The organism is Veillonella caviae, from assembly GCF_003992125.1.
GTDB classification, from domain to species: Bacteria; Bacillota; Negativicutes; order Veillonellales; family Veillonellaceae; genus Veillonella; species Veillonella caviae.
Window position 1 is genome coordinate 1 of the sequence record NZ_RQUY01000008.1, and the last position, 21431, is coordinate 21431.

Genomic DNA, 21431 nt, shown 5'->3' on the forward strand with positions numbered 1-21431 from the left:
GCACTTTAATCATACTTTCATATGACTAAAACGCGTCTTTGTTTTCTTAGAGGCTATTTTGTTACAGCCCCTTTTGCATATATACTCATCTATACTGGTATACTCCACTATGATAATTTGAGAATAGAAGTGAAACTATATCGAAGTATGCTATATAGGTATGGAAAGTGCAAAATATAGGTCGTCTATATATTCGATGAATAAAAAATGTAATAATATTCTTTTTTGTGAATATTGACTTGCTGAGAAGCAAATCGAAATTGAATCTAATATATATGATATCGTATGAATATTTCTAGTAAATATATACGTACTTAGCTTATATATTTACTTAGCAATAGTGGAATATTTGTTCATAGAAATATTTTAATATACTCATAAAATCATTAACATACAAATAGAAAGAAAAAAATAGATTTACTTTTAAAAATAGTATATAATATAATCTAAGTAAATAGATTTTTTGATATATATTTTGAGGAGTTTTTGCATTATGGTTGAAGTTTCTTACGAACGTTTAGCAACAATATTTAAAGCGCTCAGCGATGAAACAAGATTGCACATTATCGACATGTTGTCCTGTAATGAATTATGTGCTGCCGACATTTTGGCAAGTTTTAACTTGTCCCAATCTACATTGAGTTACCACATGAAAATATTAATTGATGCCGGTGTTGTAAATTCTCAACGCAATGGTCTTTGGACTCGCTACTCTATTAATGAAGAAACGTTTGGTGATATTTTGGACATTCTTCCACGATTGTATAAAACAAAAGATGAGTGTATTTGTGCACAAATCAAATATTGCCGTTTAGATGAGCACGAAAAAGAAGCTTAAATCATGAGACGTTGGATTATGCATGTTGATATGGATGCTTTTTTTGCATCTGTAGAACAATTGGATTATCCTGAATACAAAGGCCACCCCGTTATCGTGGGTGGTCTTTCTGCACGTGGTGTGGTAGCCACTGCATCCTATGAAGCTCGTAAATTTGGCGTCCATTCTGCAATGCCTATATCACGGGCGAGGAAACTGTGCCCTCATGGTATTTATGTATATCCTCGTTTTGATAGATATAAAGAAATTTCAAATATCATTCATAAGGTGATGGAGGAATTTACCCCTATTATAGAACCGTTGTCATTAGATGAGGCGTTTTTGGATGTTACAGGTATAACTCATAAATTTGAAGGCCCTGTGGCGCTGGGACGGGCAATTAAGAACCGCGTATTTGCCGAAACAGGGCTTATCATCTCCGCTGGCTTAGCACCTAATAAATTCCTTGCCAAATTGGCATCCGATTTAGAGAAACCAGATGGTCTGGTCGTTATTCCTTATGGCAAAGAACAAGATGTGCTTGCTGAGTTACCTATAAAACGCATTTGGGGCGTCGGTCCTCGCACAGAACAACGACTGAAGGATGGCGGGTTTGCTTTGATGAAGGATATTCAAGTATTGCCTGATGAAAGCAAATTAATTCCTTATGTAGGTAATCAAGCACGTCGCATTTGGGAATTGGCCCGTGGTATTGATGAGCGACCTGTTGAGGTAAATCGCCAAATTCAGTCCATCGGCAATGAAGAGACTTACGAAGAAGATGTAGTAGATCCTGCTGTTATAGACGTGGAATTGCACTATTTTGCAAACCGCGTGGCAAAACGATTGCGTAAACGAAACCTCATGGGTCACACGGTAGCTATTAAGGTACGGTATAATGATTTTAAAACGGTGACTCGGCAAAAACATCTAGATTCTGCCACCGATAATGAGCGTCTCATTTACGATACGTCCGTTCTATTATGGAATAAATTGATGAATGAATATAAGGGAAAAACGGATCGTAATGCTAATAGAATCCAGATGCGGACATCAGCTAATAGGAATGAATCATCAACATCGGAAACGATGGGGGCTGCACCGATACCGACTTTTGACACGTCTATTCTTGCTATGCCGTTGAAACCGTTGCGTCTCTTAGGTGTTACCGTCAGTGGACTCACAGCAGATGGCCTTGTGCAGGATGATTTGTTTACTGCCCCTATTGATGAAAGCTCCTCAAAATTGGCGACTGTGCTAGATTCTCTAGAATCTAAATTTGGTGAAAACGCCATTATGAATGGCGCTTTGTGGCAACGTAGTCATGGATTGACAGGTGATAGGCGTAAACGTAGTGAACTAAAGGCGGCGGTGGATGCTAGTGTTGATGATAACAGTCATCAAGATAAGTCGCTTCTTGACGATTCTGGTGCGATTCAAAGCGACGCGCTTAATGAGAATGAGGGAAAAAACACCACTGAAAACTTGTGATAAATATACTTTCACCAATAGAATAGTTCGTGATACAATATATATAAATCCGTGTGTATAGACATGAAAATAACCGCAAGAGAGGTATAATATGAGTATGTTTCGCGTAGCCATTCATTATGGCATTAATAGCAATGGTTTTTTGTCCTATGATACAGATACAAAAACGGTGTCCGTTGATTTACCTGAACAAGAATGGGTAGATAAGGTATTGGCATATCTTAATGCTGAGCATGTGATTCAACATGCTACAGGACTTGATACATATGAACAACTCAACGTAAAACCATTAGATTCTTTGGACAATCTAAAATTGGCATTAACACGCATGTGGGAAGCCACAGACGTACAAGTCGACTGGAGCCGTCCGGCGTAAATTATCTACGCAGAATCTAAGAAATACAAGAACCCGAAGCCTATGAGGGCTTCGGGTATAATAAGATATACATGCGTCTATAGCTCAGTAGGATAGAGCAGCAGTTTCCTAAACTGCGTGTCGCTGGTTCGATTCCGGCTAGGCGCACCATAGATAAGTACTGGCTTATTAAGTGGTTTGAATTTCTAATTTTAGTAGAAATAAGCCACTTAATAAGCCAGTTTTTGTTTTCAGGATTAATTAATTTTACAATTTTTTTACAAAACTATTAGAATAAACTTTACATTCCTTTCTTATACTGTAGTCAAAGGTAACAATGATAAATCAATTGATGGAATTGATTTAGTAGTCCAGGAGGGAATAGTATGAAATTTTCAAAATTTTTGACGCTAGCGTTGGCAGGGGTAATGGCATTTTATATTGCAGGATGTGGATCAGGTGCGACTGAAACGAAAAGTGGCGGTAATGCGTTAAGTGGAACAATTACGGCGTCAGGCTCTTCTGCATTGTTACCGTTGGCTAAAGATGCGGCGAATGATTTTAAAGCTAAGTATGCCGATGTATCTATTACACTAAACGGTGGCGGTTCTGGTACTGGTCTTAAACAAGTTTCGGAAGGTTCTGTAAATATAGGGAATTCTGATGTAGCAGCAGAAACCAAACTTAGCAAAGAAAAAGCTGCAGAATTGGTTGATCACAAAGTTGCTGTAGTAACAATTGCACCAGTAGTTAACAAGAAAATTGGTGATGTTGTTCAATCATTAACTAAACAACAATTACAAGATATTTTCACAGGAAAAGTTACAAATTGGAAAGATGTAGGCGGTCCAGATCTTAAGATTATGTTAGTTACAAGACCAGCAACATCAGGTACTCGTGCGTTATTCTCCGAATATGCACTTGATAAACAAGCAGAAGCAACAAATAAATCGCTAGAAACAGATGATTCCGGTACATTAATGCAAACTATCGCAGATAATGAAGGCGCTATCGGTTATGTATCCTTATCATATCTTGTTAATAATGATAAGGTGGCTACTGTTTCTATTGACGGTGTAGCACCAACTCTTGAAAATACATACAACGGAAAGTATTCTGTATGGGGCTATGAACATATGTATACAAAAGGGAATCCAAACGAAGCAATTAAAGCATTTATAGACTTTATCATGTCAGATGAATATGGTCAAAAACTTGAAAAACAAGGATATGGCGTAACATCTAAAATGAAAGTAAGTCGTTAAATACAGTAATATAGTTAGCTACATTCAGATAGCTAAGCTGCAAGATGGCAGTTGGCAGGTGACTGTCAACTGCCTTTTTTATAAGGAGGACGATGATGCAAGATAATAGTCGTGTAATTCGGCAAGATATATCTTGGAAAATAATCATTAGTTTAGGCGGATTTTTTATGATTGCCTTAACGTTCGCACTTGGATTTTTCTTGTTTTATCGAGGAATAGGAACTTTCACTACCTATGACCACAGTGTGTTTGAATTTTTATTTTCATCTACTTGGGCACCAGCTGATTCTCATGATGGTGGCGGAAAAGTTGGGGCCGCTATTTTTATATTTGGTTCGATTAGTACGTGTTTATTAGCGTTATTAATTTCATTGCCATTTAGTATTGGGGTCGCTATTTTTATGACAGAAATTTCTCCAGGTTTTGGCCGTAAAATTATTCAGCCAATAGTCGAAATCTTTGTAGGAATACCATCAGTTGTATATGGGTGGTTAGGGCTTACTGTATTAGTTCCTGTTATAAAAGATGTATTTGATACACAATATGGTTTCTCCGTATTGGCTGCTTCATTAGTGTTAGCGATTATGATTTTTCCTACCATTACTTCCGTATCAGCCGATGCTATTCGCAGTGTTCCTAAAAACTTTCGTCAAGCTGCGTTTGGATTAGGTTCAACTCGTTGGCAGGTTATTTATAAAATTGTGTTGCCTGCAGCAAAAAATGGAATCTTGACTGGCGTTATTCTTGGCTTGGCCCGTGCATTCGGTGAAGCATTAGCAGTCGCTATGGTTATTGGTAAAACAAAAGTATTTCCCGTATCAATTTTATCACCGACTACGAATTTAACGTCTGCCATTGCTGCAGATATGGGAGGCGCTATGGATGGAGGTGAATATAATATTGCTCTTTGGACAATGGCACTATTATTATTCTTTATTTCATTAGGCTGTATATTTTTAATTCATTATATATCTGAAAGCGACGGTGAAAATATATAATGCCCAATAAAGATAATCAAGTATTACAAGATACTACTAAAGCAATAAATGCTACTATTTTACGAGCTAAATTGTTAGATACAATTATGACTGGTGTATTCTATGTGGTTGCATTATTTTTTCTTGTTTTGTTAATTGTTTTTGCAACGTATATCATTGTAAAAGGATTTATGGATTTTGATATATCTATGATGGCCTTTGATCATAGAGGTATTGGTAACCAGCTATTTAATACAGTTTATTTAGTTATATTGGCGTTGTTGATTAGTGTTCCGCTTGGCCTCTTATCAGGTATTTATATGGCAGAATATGCAAAACCAGGTAGAGTTACGAAAATTATTCGTATTTCTATTGAGACGCTATCCTCTTTGCCATCAATTGTAGTCGGATTATTTGGGTATTTAGTGTTCATAGTGATGACTGGTTCACAATGGAATTTGTTTGCCGGTGCATTAGCTGTATCAATTTTAAGTTTACCGATTATTTCTACAACTACTGAAGATGCGCTTAAATCGTTACCTGATGGTTATAAAAAAGGTAGTTATGGCATGGGGGCAACAAAATGGCAAACCATTCGGATGGTACTATTACCCGCATGTATACCACAAATTATGACTGGTATTATTTTAGCGGCAGGGCGTGCCTTTGGCGAGGCGGCTGCATTAATGTTTACGGCAGGTATGAGCACGGATATAAATTGGAATAGCACTAACCTTTTCTCATCGACACATCCGTTAAATCCATTTAGACCAGGGGAAACACTGGCATTACAAATTTGGGCATCTCGTACAGAAGCGATTGCAGAAAATTCCACTCAAATTGCTAACTTGTGTGCAGCCATTTTAATGATTATGGTATTTACATTCAGTATTAGTGCCAGATATATTAGCCAGCATATTAATAAGAAGATGATAGGAGATAATAAATGATGAGAGAATACATAGGCGATGTTATGGGGGAATCAAACGTGCATTCTTTAGATACATCAACAGCGGTACATTCAATACAAGATAAATTTATTGTAGATAAATTAGATTTGTATTACGGTACGTTTAAAGCTTTAAAAGAAATCTCTATGAATATAAAAGAGAGTGAAGTTACTGCATTAATCGGGCCTTCAGGATGTGGTAAATCTACTTTTTTAAAAACCTTAAACCGAATGAATGATTTAGATTCAACTGTGCGTATTGAAGGTTCAGTTTTATTGGATAATAAAAATATTTTTACAGAAATTGATGTGATTAATTTGCGACAATGGGTGGGAATGGTTTTTCAACAACCAAACCCATTTCCTAAAAGTATTTACGATAACATTGCCTATGGACCGCGGGTACAGGGGATTACGAAAAAAGCTGAGTTGGACATTATTGTAGAACGGAGTTTACGGCAAGCAGCCATTTGGGATGAAGCAAAAGATCGTTTGCATAAAAGTGCCTTAGGCATGTCCGGTGGGCAGCAACAACGGCTATGCATTGCAAGAACCTTGGCAACTAAGCCGGATGTTATCTTGATGGATGAACCTACCAGTGCATTGGACCCTATTTCTACTTTGAAGATTGAGGAATTAGTTTTAGAATTAAAAAAAGATTATACTATTGTTATAGTAACTCATAATATGCAACAGGCGAGTCGTATTTCGGATAAAACAGCATTTTTTTTACTAGGTGATTTAATAGAATATAATACAACGGAAGAGATTTTTACAAATCCTAAAAATCCTAAAACAGAGGAATATATTACGGGTCGTTTTGGTTGAGGTAGGATAATGAGAAAACATTTTGATGAAGAATTATTACAAGTTAAAAGTGAATTTATTACGATGGCTTCCGTCGTAGATAAATCATTATTGCAAGCTATTACAGCATTAGAAAAAAATGATCCTGTGTTAGCGCGAGATGTAATTGAATTGGAACCTAAAATTTTAGATTTTGAACGTCTTATTGAACGTCGATGTATGCTAATTCTTTTATATCAACAACCGGTAGCTTCTGATTTACGAATGGTATCAGCTATTATGAAAATGATTTCTGAATTAAGACATTTGTCAAATCAAGCTACTGAAATTAGTGAATTAATCATTACTAATCATACTAAAATTCATTTTGGTGAAGTAGAAGAATTAGTGGAAATGGGACAAAAAGTTCGTCGCATGACCTATGATGCAATTCATGCGTTCAGCGTATCTGATGAAAGATTGGCCCGCCAAGTTGTTTCACAGGATGATGAAGTTGATAATTTGTTTACCAATGCTAAAAAAATGATTGTTAAAGGTATAAAAACAGATGCCTTTAAACCGGGAACCGGTGTGGATGCATTAATGATTTCTAAGCATATGGAAAAAATAGGCGACTATTCTGTGGCGATGGCTGCATGGACTATTTATATGATTACTAATGAACCGGTAGAAACGATTCTTGCTAGTAGTACTAATAGTAATGTATAAAATTAATGAAAGCTGAATCGGTAATTAATACATAGGTAATGCTATAGAATAGCTAATACTAATATGATTCTATAATGGAAATAGGAGCGATTATGGCAAAGAAAAAAGTGGTATATTGTGTAGAAGATGAAGAAAGTATTAGAGGATTACTTGCTTATGTATTAAAGGGACAAAATTTTGAATCTCAAACTTTTTCAGAAAGTAAATCTTTTTGGGATGCTATGAAGCATTCTCTGCCAAATCTTGTTTTGTTAGATATTATGTTAGATGGTGAAGATGGATTAACTATTTTACATAAAATGAAACAGGACTCTCGATATAAAAACATTCCTGTTATTATGCTTACGGCGAAAACGAGTGAATATGATATAGTGAAAGGCTTAGATGAAGGGGCCGATGATTATATAAAAAAACCATTTGGGGTGGTTGAATTAGTATCTCGTATTAAAGCCGTTATGCGTCGTACTGAATCTGATGCGGTAAGGGTAGACACGCTTAGCATAGGAGAGTTATCGATTCAAAGAGGTAGCCGTATCGTAACTATCGGTTCTAAAGTGATTGAGTTAACAATGAAAGAGTACGATTTACTTCTTTATTTTATAGAGAATAAAAATTTGGTGTTATCTAGAGAACAGATTATGAATCATGTGTGGGGATTTATGTATGAAGGCGAGACGAGAACGGTTGATATGCATATTATGACGCTGCGCCAAAAATTAGATACATCTAGTAAACACATAAAAACTGTACGAGGAATTGGCTATCGGTGGGAGGAAAAACACAATGAAGCAAAAGATTTTTCGTAGTTTATTTGGATTAAGTTTAAGTTGTATTATTGTGGTCATGGTAGTTTTAATGAGTCTTTCCTATAATGTATGGAAAGAAGAATTTAAGCATAATCTACGCAGTGAAACACAAACTATTGTAGCAATGGCAGAAGCAGGTAATTTCAATAAAGAGGTATTGATAAAAATTGCTAACGGAACCGGTGCTGAATATCGGTTGACATGGGTTCAAGCGGATGGATCAGTTCTATATGATTCTAATGCGGATTTAGCATCTATGGAAAATCACTTGCAACGGCCGGAAATTCAGCAAGCATTGATGACAGGTACAGGCAGTGCTATGAGAGATTCAAGCACGCTTCATGAAACTAATTATTATGAAGCAGCCCGTTTGCCCGATGGTAGCGTAATTCGTGTAGCTAAAGTGGGTGCTAATATTTATCGTGTATTATTAGCTACCGTTCCAGGCCTTTTTATTTTGTTTATAGTTATGGCATTAATTTGTTTCTTTTTATCCAAGCATTTGACGAAAAAGTTAATCACTCCGATTAAGATTGCGATTTCTAAATGGAGTAAACAGAAAGAACATAATGTAATTGGTCGTTTATCCGTTGATTACGAAGAAATTATACCGCTGATTACCGTATTAGATTCGCAAAAAGAGCGAATCGATAAGACTATACAAGAAATTGAAACAGAACGTGATACGCTCCGTGTTTTGATGGAAGAAATGAAAGTCGGTATTTTATTAGCTAATGAAACGGGACAAATTTTAATTTGTAATTCTAATTTGCGTAAATTTTTTAAACTATCAGCCACCAATGAGTTAACGAATTGTACATTATATGATCTTAATCATGAACAACAGTGGATTGACCATGTAAATCAAGTTATCCATGATAAAAAGAATGCCTCTTATCGGATTGAAGTGGAACAGAGATTTTATGATGTTGTCCTATATGTTACCGGTTCAACGCAACGCATTTTAGTGATTATTAGTGATATTACCGATGAATATCTTGCGCAAAAACGGCGTCAAGAATTTACGTCCAATATTTCACATGAACTCAAAACCCCTCTCACTACCATCAGTGGCTATGCTGAAATTATAGCCACTGAACTTTATGAAAAGAAAAGTGATGTCAAGGAAATTGGAAAGCATATTTATAAAGCAACTTGTCAAATGTTGGAAATGATTGAAAGCATTATGCACCTATCGAAAGTGGAAAAACAAACAAGCGATTTGCCATTTGAAACAGTTCCAATACAAGAATTAATTGAAACTGTTTGGAACACGTTATCATGTAAATGGGAAGATAAAAATATTACACTTAATTTAGATTGTAATGGTGCATGTATGTATGGTAATAAACAACTGTTAGAAGAAGTATTTTTAAACTTATTGGATAATGCCATTAAATTCAGTAAAGGTGATGAAAATACAATTACTGTGACCGCAGAAACGCAACCAACAATGACTACAGTGGTAGTACATGATAATGGTATTGGTATTAATAATCAAAAGATAGATTGTATTTTTGAAAGAGTTTATCAAGCTGATGCCAGTCGTGGACGCTATGAAGGGTTTGGTATTGGATTATCCTTAGTTAAACATATTATAGACTTACATAAAGGTGAAATTCGTGTAGAAAGTGAAGAAAACAAGAGTACATCCTTTATTATTTCGATTCCGAATAAGATATAACATAATTCATGAAGAGGCTGTAACCCCTAAAGAATTAAGGGATACTCTCGAATAATTGGTAAGTGAAAAGAATTGTAAAAGGACTGTAACTAGAATGCGGTAAACCGCATTCTGTTACAGTCCCTTTTTTGTTTATAAGGGCTATAGAACAAAGTCGAAAATGGACTGGCTTAAATGACAATATTAGGCATAAGATTATTTATTTTAGTAAATGGATGAAGTTATATTTTTGTGTATTCCCTATGTGTACAAATGATTTATATATGTTGACTGGGGGGGATTTCTCCTATAATGAGAGGGGCATATTCTTTATTATATAGTTGAGGGGGAATGCATGTGGAGGCTATAGAGGCACCGCTGACGGTACAGGCTAGTGTAAAGAACGAAGAAGTAAGGCGTAACTATGTTTTGGGGATTAATGGACTCAAAGGTATTGCCATTATAGGTGTTACATTGTTTCATATGTTTCCACAAACTATACAAGGTGGTTTTTTAGGAGTATCTTTGTTTTTTGTTATTAGTGGATATTTATTAGCACTTAGTACTGCACGGCAATGGAAAGAAAATCGTTATTCTATTCTATCATACTTTAAAAGTCGAATTAAGCGGATTTATCCATCACTGATGATAATGCTATTGGTTACTATAGGTGTATATGCTTATATTTTACCAAAAACAATGCAAGGAATTAGACCCGAGTTTCTATCTATCGTATTAGGCTATAATAACTGGTGGCAAATTTTACAAAATTCAGATTACTTCGCTCGTATTGCTAATGCTTCACCATTTACACCACTTTGGTTCTTATCAATCGAATTACAGTATTTTGTTATATGGCCAATACTATTTGCATGGTATAGATTTCTAGAAATTAAAATTTGCCGTTATGTAGGGTGGTCTTTTATAATTCTTTTGTGTATTGCTTCAGCATTTGTAATGCCTATTCGTTATAAATTTGGTGTGGATGTAACAACTTTATATTATGGTACGGATACACGTGTGTATGCTCTTTTATTTGGCGCTGCATTAGGGCTTTTTAAAGAGAAAAAAGTAAATAAAATAGCTCATTATAACTGGGTTAGATATATATGGTACTTTATATATATCATATTGTTAGCTGCTATAATTGGTGGATATTTATTTTTAAATGGACAGAATCCCTTAGTGTATGAGTACCTCTTATTAGCTTTTACATGTATATTTGTGAGTATGATCGCCATTTGTGAAAATAGTAATTTATCTATTGGTAAGCTCACTGATACCCCGCTATTAACTTGGTTAGGTAAACGAAGTTATGGTATTTTTTTATGGCAGTATCCAGTGCTTTTCTTGGCCCATAAATTAGAGCTGAATTCTTTTTTTGTAAATACGTTTATATACTATTTAGTATTAGTAATCCTTATTCTGTTATTGACAGTATGGACGGATGCATTGTCAAATGTTATTACGAATCGTGAAAGTAGAAGGGCATTTATCACAGATTGTAAGAAGTTTTCTATTGTTATTATAAGTGTTATTGGTATTGGCTCAGGAATATTAGGTGCGCAAGCAGTTGTTATGTCATCTGATGTAAAAATTAATGATTTAAATGAAGTACAAGCGAAAATTGAAGCTAATGCTAGTAATCAAGAATTGGCTAATAAAAAAGCCCTTGAAGCGCATAGGGAAGTATCACAAGACGAATTAAGTGGAGTTGTAGGCATAGGTGATTCTGTTATGCTTGGGGCAGAGCCGAGCTTACGTAATGTGTTACCTAATATATACATTGATGCAAAGGTATCTCGATATGTAGGGGCGGGCATTGATATTGCGAAACAGCTTGATGAAAAGGGTCAATTAGGTGATATCGTTTTAATTGGGTTAGGCACGAATGGGCCCATTACAGATTATTATGAGCCAGAGACTAAAGCATTATTAGAATATTTAGGGCCTAATCGTAAAATCTTTTGGGTTAATGTTTATGGACCAGATTTAGAATGGCAAGATTCTAATAATAAGTATTTAGAGGATATGGCTAACAAGCATTCTAATGTAACCATTATCGATTGGTATGGTGCAGTATCAAAACATCAAGAGTGGTTAAGCGATGATGGTGTTCATCCTAATGATTTAGGTGTTGAAGAATATGCAAAGCTTGTTAGAAAATCAATTGAAAATACGCTTTCTAAAACGGAAAAGCATAAGTAGTTGTGAGGGGAGGTATAGAGTATAGTAGTGAATCCATATTTTTATGAATTAGCCAAAATATCGGCTAATAAAGCTGCAGAAAATGGTATTATAGTTGACCCAAAGTGGATTTATGCCCAATGGCATGTGGAAACCGGAGGATTTACATCTAATCTGCAGGCTACGCATCATAATCTAGGTGGTATTTATAGCAGTTCTGGTAGCTGGATGTATTTTAATGATTTTCCTGAGTTTGCTGATTACTTTGGTCGCTATTTAACATATTATTCCGAAGATGGCATGGCTCACACATCTTCTTTATATGATTACGTAGCTGCGTTACACACTGGAGGATACTTTTCAGCAGATATTAGCACATATTATAATGCATTGCTTAGTATTGTTAACACAATCCCGTTTTAAGCTCTTCAATGTGCTTATTGAACATATTGATGAGTCATACTAATAGCTTGCTTAATAATGGCACTCCGGGTGTGGGGTTTAGTATAATAAAGGTTTTGAAGGAGTAATAACTATGAAACATTTACATAAATTAGTATTAGTTGGATTAACTGGTATCATATTTCCCTTGATATCGGCCATTGTAGATCCCCAAACGACTAGTATTTTCCCTTCGGTTTATGCAGCGGAATCAGCACCTATGGTTGATACATGGATCTTGTCTGATGAGGGTCGACAATATTACATCAAAGGTGGCACATTAAGATTTGCTCCAGCTACTTGGGCGGTTCGTGAATCTGGGGCGTATAGTTTCACTGCACAGATTATTTGTGTATATCCAAATGGTTATTATACAGTAAATCACTACCGAATGGCTGCTAAGGGAGCAATAGGGGTGTCTGTTGATGGAGGCCCAGTGATGGTGGTGTCTAATGATTCCATATATGGCCGTATATATCATGAGGTAAGAGATAGATATTTGATGTAAGTATTTGATTTTTTATCCCTCAATTATTCTAATCAACATTTTCCGCTGGGACATAATCGCTTAATGGTTCTTGCTTAGCTTTTAATAATTTTTCTCCATGGTCGGATTAGATGTTAGTTAAAGCGTTTCCATGAGACCGAGGTAATCATCTTTGCTAAGAACTACAATGTTGCCTTCTTTTGTGCTAATGCTCAACGGTTTATTGATTATATTAGAGTTATAGAGGCGCCGATCAGTAGCTACATAACATTGTTAACTCCCTAGTGTTTGCAGGTATTAACGCAAAGTTGTATGATATACACATGTGATAACTTTCACATGTGTATATTTTTTACCTGAAAGGGAGGATACTATGCAACACGTTCAAACCCGCAGTACTACGTCCGCGTTAGTGCTCACAGCCGTATTGATTGCCCTCGCCACATTGCTTACAATGTACACCAAAATTCCGGTGCCTGGCATTCGCGGTTATTTCAACATTGGTGATGTCGTTATTATGACATCTGCCTTATTATTAGGCCGTAAACAGGGTGCCTATATCGGTGCCATTGGCCCTGCACTGGCCGATTTATTTCTCGGCTACGCTGTTTTTGTGCCTATCACTTTTGTCGTGAAAGGCATTGAAGGTTATCTCGTTGGCACTTTATATAATAAGGATGGTTATGGTTCTGCACTGCTTGCTACTATCGCAGGTGGCGTGATTATCGTAGCTGGTTATTTTATTGCTGAATACTTTGTTATGGATCCAGGCGTTGCCTTTGGTGGTCTTTTGACTAATACAATCCAAGCCGTTATGAGCGTTATCATTAGTATGATTCTATATACGATTTTGCGTAAACGCTTAGGATAAGATTGTTTATACATTTTTTGACATGTGAAAGTAAAACATAACGAATTATATCGCTGTAAACTGATGTATGAATCGTTTATAATAGATGAATAGATATAGTAAATCCCCTAGTCATCGCATGTACTGACCCTTTAATAGTAGACTTGAAGAACTCTAGTATTAGGAAACAGTGCACATAGATAACTAGGGGATTTTGTCGTACATAGTTAGGCTGATAAATATGGTTTTCGTGCCAACATATGTGGATTGTTAAGACTATTCTTTTTCTCAATCATGCATGGCAGAATTTTATTATAATAGACCGTGCTTTTGAATACTTCTTTTACCACAAAGAGGACGTTGAGCAGTCTTAGAAATCCTGTGTAGGGAATGTAATGGGTGCAGATTTTTACTATTGATTGTGGTGGTACCTCAACATTTAATGCTACAGTAACATAGATATGAATTGTGTAAGATTTTGGATATGGATATGGATATGGATATGGATATGGATATGGATATGGATATGGATATGGATATGGATATGGATATGGCGAGTTTGACAGCCGATTATATGTAGATTATAATATAAGTACAAAAGAGCCAATGACGTGTTCTAGGCGTTAGGCTCATCATAGAATTGGAAATATGATAAACCTAACGTGTCTAAGTAGTGGTGTACTTAGTTTTAAACGTTAGGTTTATCTTTTTTGTAATATAAATTACTACTTAAGAATCAACACTACGAGGGTAGCGAACAAAATCATTAATGATAATGCTTCATATACAGGCATAATGCCACCTCCTCGAAAAGACGGAGATGAACCTAACTTACGTTACTGGCTCTTTCATTATAAGTATATAGTAGAGATTGAATATTGAAAAATACGGATTAATTTCGTACAACTTGTGCATGCACGAGTTGATGTAATACAATGGTAGTACTCATATTCTATGATAGTATTTATATGTAAAAACTAAAGGAGATGTAAATGGCAACTTTACCAAATTGTCCTAAATGTAACGATGAATATACTTATGAAGATGGCAATATGTTTGTGTGCCCTATGTGCGGTCATGAGTGGACCGAGGCTGATGCGGCTGCAGCAGCGGAAGCAGGTGTTATCCGTGATGCAAACGGCAACGAATTGAACGATGGTGATACTGTTGTAGTCGTAAAAGATCTTAAAGTAAAAGGCGCTGGCGTATTGAAACAAGGTACGCGGGTGAAAAACATTCGCCTTATTAGTGATGCTAGTGACGGACATGATATTGATTGCAAAATTGACGGCTTTGGTGCTATGGCGTTGAAATCTGAAATGGTTAAGAAAATCTAGTGTGATGAAAAACACTTTCAGTTTTTTGCAATTTATGTTACGCTGATTATCCATTTATCAATCGTGTGTTGATTTTGCACGTACAGTCTGCAAAACAATTGTTATAATTATATAGATGAAAGCTACGCCGTATGGCTGAAATTTCATGTTGCCCTACTAACAGACGTTGGTAGGGCTTTTTTCGTGGTATAATGAGTTATATTTTCTAGGGGCTAGATGAAATTAGTTTTATACCTATTTATTTCTTAGTAAGTGGTATATCAGGTAAAGTGCAATGTTGATAGATATACAAGAATGGACACAGGACTGATGTTATGGAAAGGATGGATAGTAATGGAATCTAATGAATCCTTAAAATCATATACATATAACTTGCTTGCTGAACGTGGTGTTACGGTAGAGTCTATAGCAGAACTTGTGATGTATGTACAGAAACCGTATTTGCCAAATCTCACTATGGAGGAATGTATTGATAGCGTTCACTCGGTGCTTGATAAACGAGAGGTGCATAATGCTATTATTACTGGTATTGAGTTAGATAAATTGACAGAACAAGGTGTACTTTCACAACCATTACAAAATATTGTAGAGAATGATGAAGGTTTATACGGTATCGATGAGATTTTGGCTTTATCTATCGTTAATTTATACGGATCTATCGGATTCACTAACTATGGTTATTTAGACAAGGTAAAGCCTGGTATTATTAAACAATTAGATAGCAAGGTAGGAGGTCGGTGCAATACATTCCTAGACGACCTCGTTGGTGCTGTAGCGGCAGCTGCAGCGGGACGCATTGCACATAACGAGCCAACGAGAGTAATTCATGCAGTAGTGGCGGGATGATAGTACACGAACTATTGATAGAATAATAGTAGATGTAGCGTATTAATAGAGGGATAGTATATGGAACACATTTTAATTGTTATCGACATGCAAAATGATTTTATTTCTGGTGCGCTAGGTACGCCTGAGGCGCAGGTTATCGTACCTTATGTGGAACAACTTGTAGCTGAATGGGACGGGCCTATTTATTTTACTCAAGATACTCATGAGACTAATTATTTAGATACTCAAGAAGGGCAACATCTGCCTGTAGTGCATTGTGTGAAACATAGGTCGGGCTGGAACATCCACGAATCTTTGATTGACGCAGCCCGTAACAACGAGCATGTGAGGGTAATTGAGAAGCCTTGTTTTGGGTCCTTAGATTTGGTTCGTCAATTACAAGATATGCATGCTCAGAATCCAATCGGGGATATTACCATTGTAGGGCTCTGTACTGATATATGTGTGGTTTCTAATGTGCTGCTTGTGAAAGCAGGACTCCCTGAGGTGCCTCTCATTATTGATGCTGCTGGTTGTGCTGGTGTTACTCCTGAAAAACATCGTGCTGCTTTAGAAACCATGCGTAGTTGCCAGTGCCACGTTATAAATGACTAAATTTAATCTACATTTTGTTGAGCACTTACATTCTAGTGAGTATCTATATTCTAGGAAGTATCTGAATTCTAATCAGTATTTACATTCTAGTTTAGCTCGATTTATCTAGTCATGAATTATACCGTGCATATAGATTGAAATGATAACGCCTATTATAAGGGTATCGGCATATTGGTTAGATACTCTGTAATAGGCGTGTTGTATATGTATGAATGATATGCATATATTCGGTTGCTTTTAGTATAGATACGGTGCCTATAATGCTTGACGTAGTCTATTATATCCAACTAAAATATACTGTAGAATAGTATGCATAACTAGGAGGCATGTGCCATGAGTAATGAATTAAAACCTCTACATTTTGATACGGATTATACGATGGAGGAAGCGTTGGCTGAGGCGAAACGCTGTTTAAATTGTCCTAAACCATTGTGCCGCATGGGTTGTCCTATTGAAAACGAAATTCCTCGATTCATCCAAGCTATTGCACACGGCAATTTTGGTCAAGCTAATGACATTTTAGCGGAACGCACGAATTTACCATCTATTTGCGGTCGCGTATGTCCTCGTGAAAACCAATGCGAAGGCAATTGTATTATGAACAAGGCTAAGAAACCGCCTATCAATATTGGTAAATTGGAACGCTTTGCTGCTGATTTTGAAAGCATCAACGAATTGCGTAAACCAAAGAAAATTAAACAAGACCTTGGTAAGGTAGCTGTTGTTGGTTCCGGCCCTGCAGGGCTGTCTGTTGCTGGTGATGTGGCAAAACTCGGTTATGATGTAACTGTATTTGAAGGCCAATCTGAACCAGGTGGTGTATTGTTGTTTGGTATTCCTGAATTCCGTTTGTCTAAATCTGTAGTACGCCGTGAAATTGCACGTCTCGAAGGATTAGGCGTAAAGTTCGTATGTAATACTTTCATCGGCCAAGACAAAACATTGGATGACTTGTTTGCAGAAGGTTTCGATTCTATTTTCATTGGTACTGGTACACATATTCCGCAAGAAGTTCGCATGGACAATGATGAAATCCCAGGTGTATTTCAAGCCATGTTCTTACTCACAAATGTACAATTAGTAGACAATGGGGAATTGGAAGAAAAAGATATTCCTGTGAAACAAGGCGATCGGGTTGTTATCATTGGCGGTGGTAATGTAGCGATGGATGCGGCTCGTACTTGTGTACGTTTAGGCTGTGAATCTGTAACCGTTGCGTATCGTCGTAACCAAGAACAAATGCCTGCACTGTTCTCGGAATATGAAGAAGCACGTCAAGAAGGCGTACAATTCCAATGGTTCGCATCTCCTGCTGGTGTAGAAGGTACAGACAAAGTAGAAGGGTTTAAATACGAAGTAATGGCCCTTAACGAAGATAGTGCCGGTATCCACGGAACTGGTAAGTATCAAGTGATGCCATGCGACAAAATTATCATCGCTGCTGGGCATAAACCAAATGCACGTCTTGTTGGAGAAGGCAATAACCTTGCAGTAGACGAAAAAGGCTACATCATTACTTCCGAAGAACCATATGGCATGACAAGTCGCGAAGGTGTATTTGCTGGTGGTGACGTAGTACATAAACCAGCTACCGTAGTATTGGCTATGCGGGAGGCAAAAAAAGCCGTTGATGGTATGGTAAAATATATGGAAATTAAACGGGCTATGGCCAGTGCAGAGTGATGTCCTGCATGGCGCTGTAATTGTAAATGCTAACCCTATGGTTTAACTATAGTATGGTGTAATTTTAGTACATTTAAATTCATTGTATTGATTATTCAATCATATATATAATGTAACCCTCATGGAACTGACATATGCCGTGAGGGTTTTTATATTAGTTTGTAGTCACCGAGAAAACATAAATAGCGATTAATAGATTATATATTTATAGTGAATGCAAGAGTATGTTGCTCTGATGGAGAGATAGGAGGTTATTATGAAACCTGTCATCGTAACTTGTGAAGCTCAGACAGAGACGATGCTACGGCGCCTCGGCATGCTCATACTCATTTGGCGAAAACAATTATGTCTGACCCAGTCGGACCTATCTGTCCGAACTGGTATACTGCAATCCTATATTAGTAACCTCGAAACCGGTTCTGTAGATCCTCGGTTATCTACACTGTACAGAGTCCTGCAAGGACTTGATAATATGCCTTTTGTAACATTTTTCGAAGGCCCTGAAGGCATCGTCACATTAGAATATCCCATCACTTCACTATCGTTACCTTTGGACGATGATCATAATATAAATTTTCATTAATATGCTATAGAATTAATACTTTCACCAATACCGCGAATTTGCTATAATAGAACTATTGATAAGGCCATTGTGCCAATATTAAGGAGGCAAAAATCGTGGAGTTAATTCAAAATTTGAAAAACCAAGTAAAACCATTAGGTAAAAAAATCGTGTTGCCTGAATATCAGGACGAACGCGTATTGGTAGCTACTGAAATTATTTTGAAAGAAGGTTTCTGTACACCTGTATTAGTAGGTAATCCTGCAGAAATCGCTGAAGCCGCAAAAGCAGCTGGCGTATCTGTAGAAGGTGCAGAAATTATTGATCCTAACAATTACGATGGTTACCAACAAATGGTAGACACTTTCGTAGAATTGCGTGCTAAAAAAGGTATGACTCCTGAAAAAGCTGACGCAACAATGAAAGGTGATTGCTTGTTCTTCGGCGCTATGCTTGTTCGCCTTGGCGTTGTAGATGGCATGGTTGCTGGTTCTGCTACTCCTACTGCATCTGTATTGCGCGCTGCATTACAAGTTGTAGGCACAAAACCAGGTCTTAAAACTGTATCTTCTTCCATGGTTATGTTCACAGATAAAAAAGAATATGGCGATGAAGGCATGTTGATTTTCTCCGACTGCGGTGTATTGCCAAATCCTACATCTGAACAATTGGCTGATATCGCTGAATCCACTGTAGAAAAAGCTCGCAAAGTTGTGGGTATGGCTGACCCTCGTGTATCCATGTTGTCCTTCTCTACAAAAGGTTCCGCATCTACTCCAGAAGTAGACAAAGTTGTAGAAGCTGTTAACATTTTGAAAGAACGCAATGTTGACTTCAAATTCGACGGCGAATTGCAATTGGACGCATCTATCGTTCCTTCTGTAGCGGCTAAAAAAGCTCCTGAATCCCATGTAGCAGGTAAAGCAAATATCTTGATTTTCCCTGATTTACAAGCTGCTAACATTGGTTACAAGCTAGTTCAACGCTTTGCTGGCGCTGACGCTATTGGACCATTGATTCAAGGCTTGGCTAAACCAGTTCACGATTTGAGCCGCGGTTGCTCCGCTCAAGACATCGTAGACGTATCTGCTATCGCTGCTGTTGAAAGCATTTAATACAATATATGTAATAGAAAAAAGCCGATTTCTTGGAGTCGGCTTTTTTGCTATATATGCTTTGAATTCAAGGTAATAATTGGAACTGATAACTTCATAACCTTACAACTTATAATTGAAAAGCACCAGCCTATTTGTTATGTCTGGTGCTTCTATAATGTATGATTCGTATTATTTGATTTCGTTTAAATGATCGATAATGTCTTTTGCTGCTGTACAGCCAGGGCAATCGCAAAACTCAGCACCTTGCGATTTGATTTCTTCTGCGTGAGTACGTATAGAATCGGCTGTTTCTTGACCAAATATTTCTGCTGCTGTTGGAGAGCTCATAAAGTCGATTGTTTCATCAATCAAAGCGATATTTTGTTTTACAATAGAGCCTAATTTTTTGTTAATTCGGCTTATTTATCAGTACCTTCTGCAGCAAGCCATGCATTGGCAAATGTTTTAACTGCTTCATTGCTAGATATTGCATCGGCTAATGCTTGTACTTGTGTTTTTAATTCTTCGTGTGTCATCATGAGCTCCTCTGATAACCAATACTATATGATGTTGCTAGATAATTAGTTTTGTACAGCTGTAAAACGTTGACGGCCAAATTTGTGGTTTTTAATTTCGTCAACGAGGATTTGTGCATATGTTTCGTAGGAAATATACGGTTGACCTTCGTTGTTTACGATGAAATTTTCGCTACCTAATGTGTAGTTGTCAGTTTCAGGACCTTCGGCGTCAAAAATAGCTGCAGGGGAGAAGAATGTCCAATCCACATTGCTGAATTTGCGGATAATATCTAACGCTTTACCTTGTGCTTTCGCAAGACCAAGGTATTCTGCAGGAAAATCAGGCGTGTCATATAATTGTACACTGTGATCTTCATTGACATAAAGGCTACCAGCACCGCCTACAACGATAAGACGTGTATTAGTGTCTGCTAATGCTTGTAACAACAATACTGTTAAATCTTCTTGTAAATAGAATGTATCTGGCGTAAACGCGCTTGTAGCGTTTACTACTACATCGAATTGTGTTAATTCTTCTTTTGTTAATGATAACGCATCTTTTATAATGGTAGGAATGCCTTCGATGGCCCCTTCGCGACGCACAACGCCAGTTACTTGATGACCTGCTTTTAGGGCTTTCTCAACAATACGACGACCTGCATTACCATTTGCACCGATTACTAAAATGTTCATGATGATTCTCCTTTTTGTGAAAGCTAACGCTTGTTATGTATATAATCAATAATCTGTTAGTGGAACACATACTCACTGTGAAAGCTGACTATCTAACATTAGGTAATAGGATCATACATGGCATGTTTTGCTAATGCCCATTATCTAACATTCGATTATTTGCTGTTACACTAGGTTGTGCTCACCTGATGACCTTATTATAGGAGGATACAAATATTTTGTACAGTAGAATTATTTTAGATAGGTACTATCAAAAGTGATAGAATTGTGGTATTTATTGAATAAAAAAATTACA

23 protein-coding genes and 1 tRNA gene are annotated in these 21431 nt (G+C 36.8%); 21 read left to right on the plus strand and 3 right to left on the minus strand.

All coding sequences use genetic code 11. The annotated features are described in order from the left end of the window. Positions 1 to 493 precede the first annotated feature (493 nt). The 15 genes from EO120_RS04310 to EO120_RS04385 all read left to right on the plus strand — a co-directional run bounded on the left by EO120_RS04310 (position 494) and on the right by EO120_RS04385 (position 13824). The gene (locus EO120_RS04310; protein ID WP_127134257.1) at positions 494 to 838 is read left to right on the plus strand and encodes an ArsR/SmtB family transcription factor; all 345 of its coding nucleotides are present in this window, start codon (positions 494 to 496) and stop codon (positions 836 to 838) included. Between the two features lie 3 nt (positions 839 to 841). After that, positions 842 to 2308, plus strand: coding sequence for a DNA polymerase IV (gene dinB, locus EO120_RS04315; RefSeq protein ID WP_241234878.1), 1467 nt, complete (start codon positions 842 to 844; stop codon positions 2306 to 2308). A gap of 91 nt (positions 2309 to 2399) precedes the next feature. Further along, positions 2400 to 2684, plus strand: a complete 285-nt coding sequence (locus EO120_RS04320; RefSeq protein ID WP_127134258.1) for a hypothetical protein — start codon at positions 2400 to 2402, stop codon at positions 2682 to 2684. A gap of 73 nt (positions 2685 to 2757) precedes the next feature. Next, positions 2758 to 2834: transfer RNA gene (locus EO120_RS04325), tRNA-Arg, on the plus strand. 215 nt (positions 2835 to 3049) lie between these two features. Next, positions 3050 to 3928, plus strand: a complete 879-nt coding sequence (locus tag EO120_RS04330) for a phosphate ABC transporter substrate-binding protein (protein WP_127134259.1) — start codon at positions 3050 to 3052, stop codon at positions 3926 to 3928. Between the two features lie 92 nt (positions 3929 to 4020). Then, on the plus strand, positions 4021 to 4926 hold the full coding sequence (gene pstC / locus EO120_RS04335; protein ID WP_127134260.1) for a phosphate ABC transporter permease subunit PstC: 906 nt from the start codon (positions 4021 to 4023) through the stop codon (positions 4924 to 4926). After that, the gene (pstA, locus tag EO120_RS04340) at positions 4926 to 5855 is read left to right on the plus strand and encodes a phosphate ABC transporter permease PstA (RefSeq protein WP_127134261.1); all 930 of its coding nucleotides are present in this window, start codon (positions 4926 to 4928) and stop codon (positions 5853 to 5855) included. Before pstC ends, pstA begins: the two co-directional genes overlap by 1 nt. Then, positions 5852 to 6682, plus strand: a complete 831-nt coding sequence (gene pstB, locus EO120_RS04345; RefSeq protein ID WP_241234879.1) for a phosphate ABC transporter ATP-binding protein PstB — start codon at positions 5852 to 5854, stop codon at positions 6680 to 6682. The genes pstA and pstB overlap by 4 nt, the downstream gene beginning before the upstream one ends. A 9-nt stretch (positions 6683 to 6691) precedes the next feature. Next, positions 6692 to 7369 (plus strand): phosphate signaling complex protein PhoU, encoded by a 678-nt coding sequence (gene phoU / locus EO120_RS04350; RefSeq protein ID WP_127134262.1) that lies wholly within the window; start codon positions 6692 to 6694, stop codon positions 7367 to 7369. Between the two features lie 92 nt (positions 7370 to 7461). Then, positions 7462 to 8175, plus strand: coding sequence for a winged helix-turn-helix domain-containing protein (locus tag EO120_RS04355; protein ID WP_127134263.1), 714 nt, complete (start codon positions 7462 to 7464; stop codon positions 8173 to 8175). Beyond that, the gene (locus EO120_RS04360; RefSeq protein ID WP_127134264.1) at positions 8153 to 9859 is read left to right on the plus strand and encodes a sensor histidine kinase; all 1707 of its coding nucleotides are present in this window, start codon (positions 8153 to 8155) and stop codon (positions 9857 to 9859) included. Before EO120_RS04355 ends, EO120_RS04360 begins: the two co-directional genes overlap by 23 nt. 336 nt (positions 9860 to 10195) lie before the next feature. Continuing rightward, positions 10196 to 12046 (plus strand): acyltransferase family protein, encoded by a 1851-nt coding sequence (locus tag EO120_RS04365; RefSeq protein WP_206512467.1) that lies wholly within the window; start codon positions 10196 to 10198, stop codon positions 12044 to 12046. A 27-nt stretch (positions 12047 to 12073) separates the two neighbouring features. Further along, entirely contained in the window at positions 12074 to 12448 is a 375-nt protein-coding gene (locus EO120_RS04370; RefSeq protein ID WP_241234880.1) for a glucosaminidase domain-containing protein, read from the plus strand. 112 nt (positions 12449 to 12560) lie between these two features. After that, the gene (locus EO120_RS04375) at positions 12561 to 12974 is read left to right on the plus strand and encodes a hypothetical protein (protein WP_127134267.1); all 414 of its coding nucleotides are present in this window, start codon (positions 12561 to 12563) and stop codon (positions 12972 to 12974) included. 352 nt (positions 12975 to 13326) lie between these two features. Continuing rightward, complete coding sequence (locus EO120_RS04385) at positions 13327 to 13824, plus strand: ECF transporter S component (RefSeq protein WP_127134268.1); 498 nt, start codon at positions 13327 to 13329, stop codon at positions 13822 to 13824. 704 nt (positions 13825 to 14528) lie between these two features. On the opposite strand, the gene EO120_RS09370 is transcribed toward EO120_RS04385, so the two are convergent. After that, positions 14529 to 14597, minus strand: coding sequence for a putative holin-like toxin (locus EO120_RS09370; protein ID WP_420906949.1), 69 nt, complete (start codon positions 14595 to 14597; stop codon positions 14529 to 14531). Positions 14598 to 14795: 198 nt separating this feature from the next. On the opposite strand from EO120_RS09370, the gene EO120_RS04390 reads away from it, so the two are divergent. From EO120_RS04390 to pta, 6 genes are all read left to right on the plus strand, one after another. Further along, a complete protein-coding gene (locus EO120_RS04390) occupies positions 14796 to 15140 on the plus strand; it encodes a zinc ribbon domain-containing protein YjdM (protein ID WP_127134269.1) in 345 nt (114 codons plus the stop codon). 333 nt (positions 15141 to 15473) lie between these two features. Continuing rightward, entirely contained in the window at positions 15474 to 15986 is a 513-nt protein-coding gene (locus EO120_RS04395) for a phosphatidylglycerophosphatase A family protein (protein ID WP_127134270.1), read from the plus strand. A 60-nt stretch (positions 15987 to 16046) separates the two neighbouring features. After that, a complete protein-coding gene (locus EO120_RS04400; RefSeq protein ID WP_127134271.1) occupies positions 16047 to 16583 on the plus strand; it encodes a cysteine hydrolase family protein in 537 nt (178 codons plus the stop codon). Between the two features lie 333 nt (positions 16584 to 16916). Then, a complete protein-coding gene (locus EO120_RS04405; protein ID WP_127134272.1) occupies positions 16917 to 18266 on the plus strand; it encodes an NAD(P)-dependent oxidoreductase in 1350 nt (449 codons plus the stop codon). 316 nt (positions 18267 to 18582) lie between these two features. Next, positions 18583 to 18849 (plus strand): helix-turn-helix domain-containing protein, encoded by a 267-nt coding sequence (locus EO120_RS04410; RefSeq protein WP_241234881.1) that lies wholly within the window; start codon positions 18583 to 18585, stop codon positions 18847 to 18849. Positions 18850 to 18944: 95 nt separating this feature from the next. Further along, complete coding sequence (pta, locus tag EO120_RS04415; protein ID WP_127134274.1) at positions 18945 to 19943, plus strand: phosphate acetyltransferase; 999 nt, start codon at positions 18945 to 18947, stop codon at positions 19941 to 19943. 171 nt (positions 19944 to 20114) lie between these two features. Here pta and EO120_RS09345 read toward each other — a convergent pair whose 3' ends face one another. After that, positions 20115 to 20297 (minus strand): hypothetical protein, encoded by a 183-nt coding sequence (locus EO120_RS09345; protein ID WP_338142080.1) that lies wholly within the window; start codon positions 20295 to 20297, stop codon positions 20115 to 20117. Positions 20298 to 20506: 209 nt separating this feature from the next. After that, on the minus strand, positions 20507 to 21136 hold the full coding sequence (locus EO120_RS04425; protein ID WP_127134275.1) for an NAD(P)-dependent oxidoreductase: 630 nt from the start codon (positions 21134 to 21136) through the stop codon (positions 20507 to 20509). Positions 21137 to 21431: the final 295 nt, after the last annotated feature.

What these genes read in the sequence shown, in the direction of transcription:
- EO120_RS04310 (WP_127134257.1), top strand. Translation starts at nt 494, where the DNA reads ATGGTTGAAGTTTCTTACGAACGTTTAGCAACAATATTTAAAGCGCTC.
- dinB (WP_241234878.1), top strand. Translation starts at nt 842, where the DNA reads ATGAGACGTTGGATTATGCATGTTGATATGGATGCTTTTTTTGCATCT.
- EO120_RS04320 (WP_127134258.1), top strand. Translation starts at nt 2,400, where the DNA reads ATGAGTATGTTTCGCGTAGCCATTCATTATGGCATTAATAGCAATGGT.
- EO120_RS04330 (WP_127134259.1), top strand. Translation starts at nt 3,050, where the DNA reads ATGAAATTTTCAAAATTTTTGACGCTAGCGTTGGCAGGGGTAATGGCA.
- pstC (WP_127134260.1), top strand. Translation starts at nt 4,021, where the DNA reads ATGATGCAAGATAATAGTCGTGTAATTCGGCAAGATATATCTTGGAAA.
- pstA (WP_127134261.1), top strand. Translation starts at nt 4,926, where the DNA reads ATGCCCAATAAAGATAATCAAGTATTACAAGATACTACTAAAGCAATA.
- pstB (WP_241234879.1), top strand. Translation starts at nt 5,852, where the DNA reads ATGATGAGAGAATACATAGGCGATGTTATGGGGGAATCAAACGTGCAT.
- phoU (WP_127134262.1), top strand. Translation starts at nt 6,692, where the DNA reads ATGAGAAAACATTTTGATGAAGAATTATTACAAGTTAAAAGTGAATTT.
- EO120_RS04355 (WP_127134263.1), top strand. Translation starts at nt 7,462, where the DNA reads ATGGCAAAGAAAAAAGTGGTATATTGTGTAGAAGATGAAGAAAGTATT.
- EO120_RS04360 (WP_127134264.1), top strand. Translation starts at nt 8,153, where the DNA reads ATGAAGCAAAAGATTTTTCGTAGTTTATTTGGATTAAGTTTAAGTTGT.
- EO120_RS04375 (WP_127134267.1), top strand. Translation starts at nt 12,561, where the DNA reads ATGAAACATTTACATAAATTAGTATTAGTTGGATTAACTGGTATCATA.
- EO120_RS04385 (WP_127134268.1), top strand. Translation starts at nt 13,327, where the DNA reads ATGCAACACGTTCAAACCCGCAGTACTACGTCCGCGTTAGTGCTCACA.
- EO120_RS04390 (WP_127134269.1), top strand. Translation starts at nt 14,796, where the DNA reads ATGGCAACTTTACCAAATTGTCCTAAATGTAACGATGAATATACTTAT.
- EO120_RS04395 (WP_127134270.1), top strand. Translation starts at nt 15,474, where the DNA reads ATGGAATCTAATGAATCCTTAAAATCATATACATATAACTTGCTTGCT.
- EO120_RS04400 (WP_127134271.1), top strand. Translation starts at nt 16,047, where the DNA reads ATGGAACACATTTTAATTGTTATCGACATGCAAAATGATTTTATTTCT.
- EO120_RS04405 (WP_127134272.1), top strand. Translation starts at nt 16,917, where the DNA reads ATGAGTAATGAATTAAAACCTCTACATTTTGATACGGATTATACGATG.
- EO120_RS04410 (WP_241234881.1), top strand. Translation starts at nt 18,583, where the DNA reads ATGCTCATACTCATTTGGCGAAAACAATTATGTCTGACCCAGTCGGAC.
- EO120_RS04425 (WP_127134275.1), bottom strand. Translation starts at nt 21,136, where the DNA reads ATGAACATTTTAGTAATCGGTGCAAATGGTAATGCAGGTCGTCGTATT.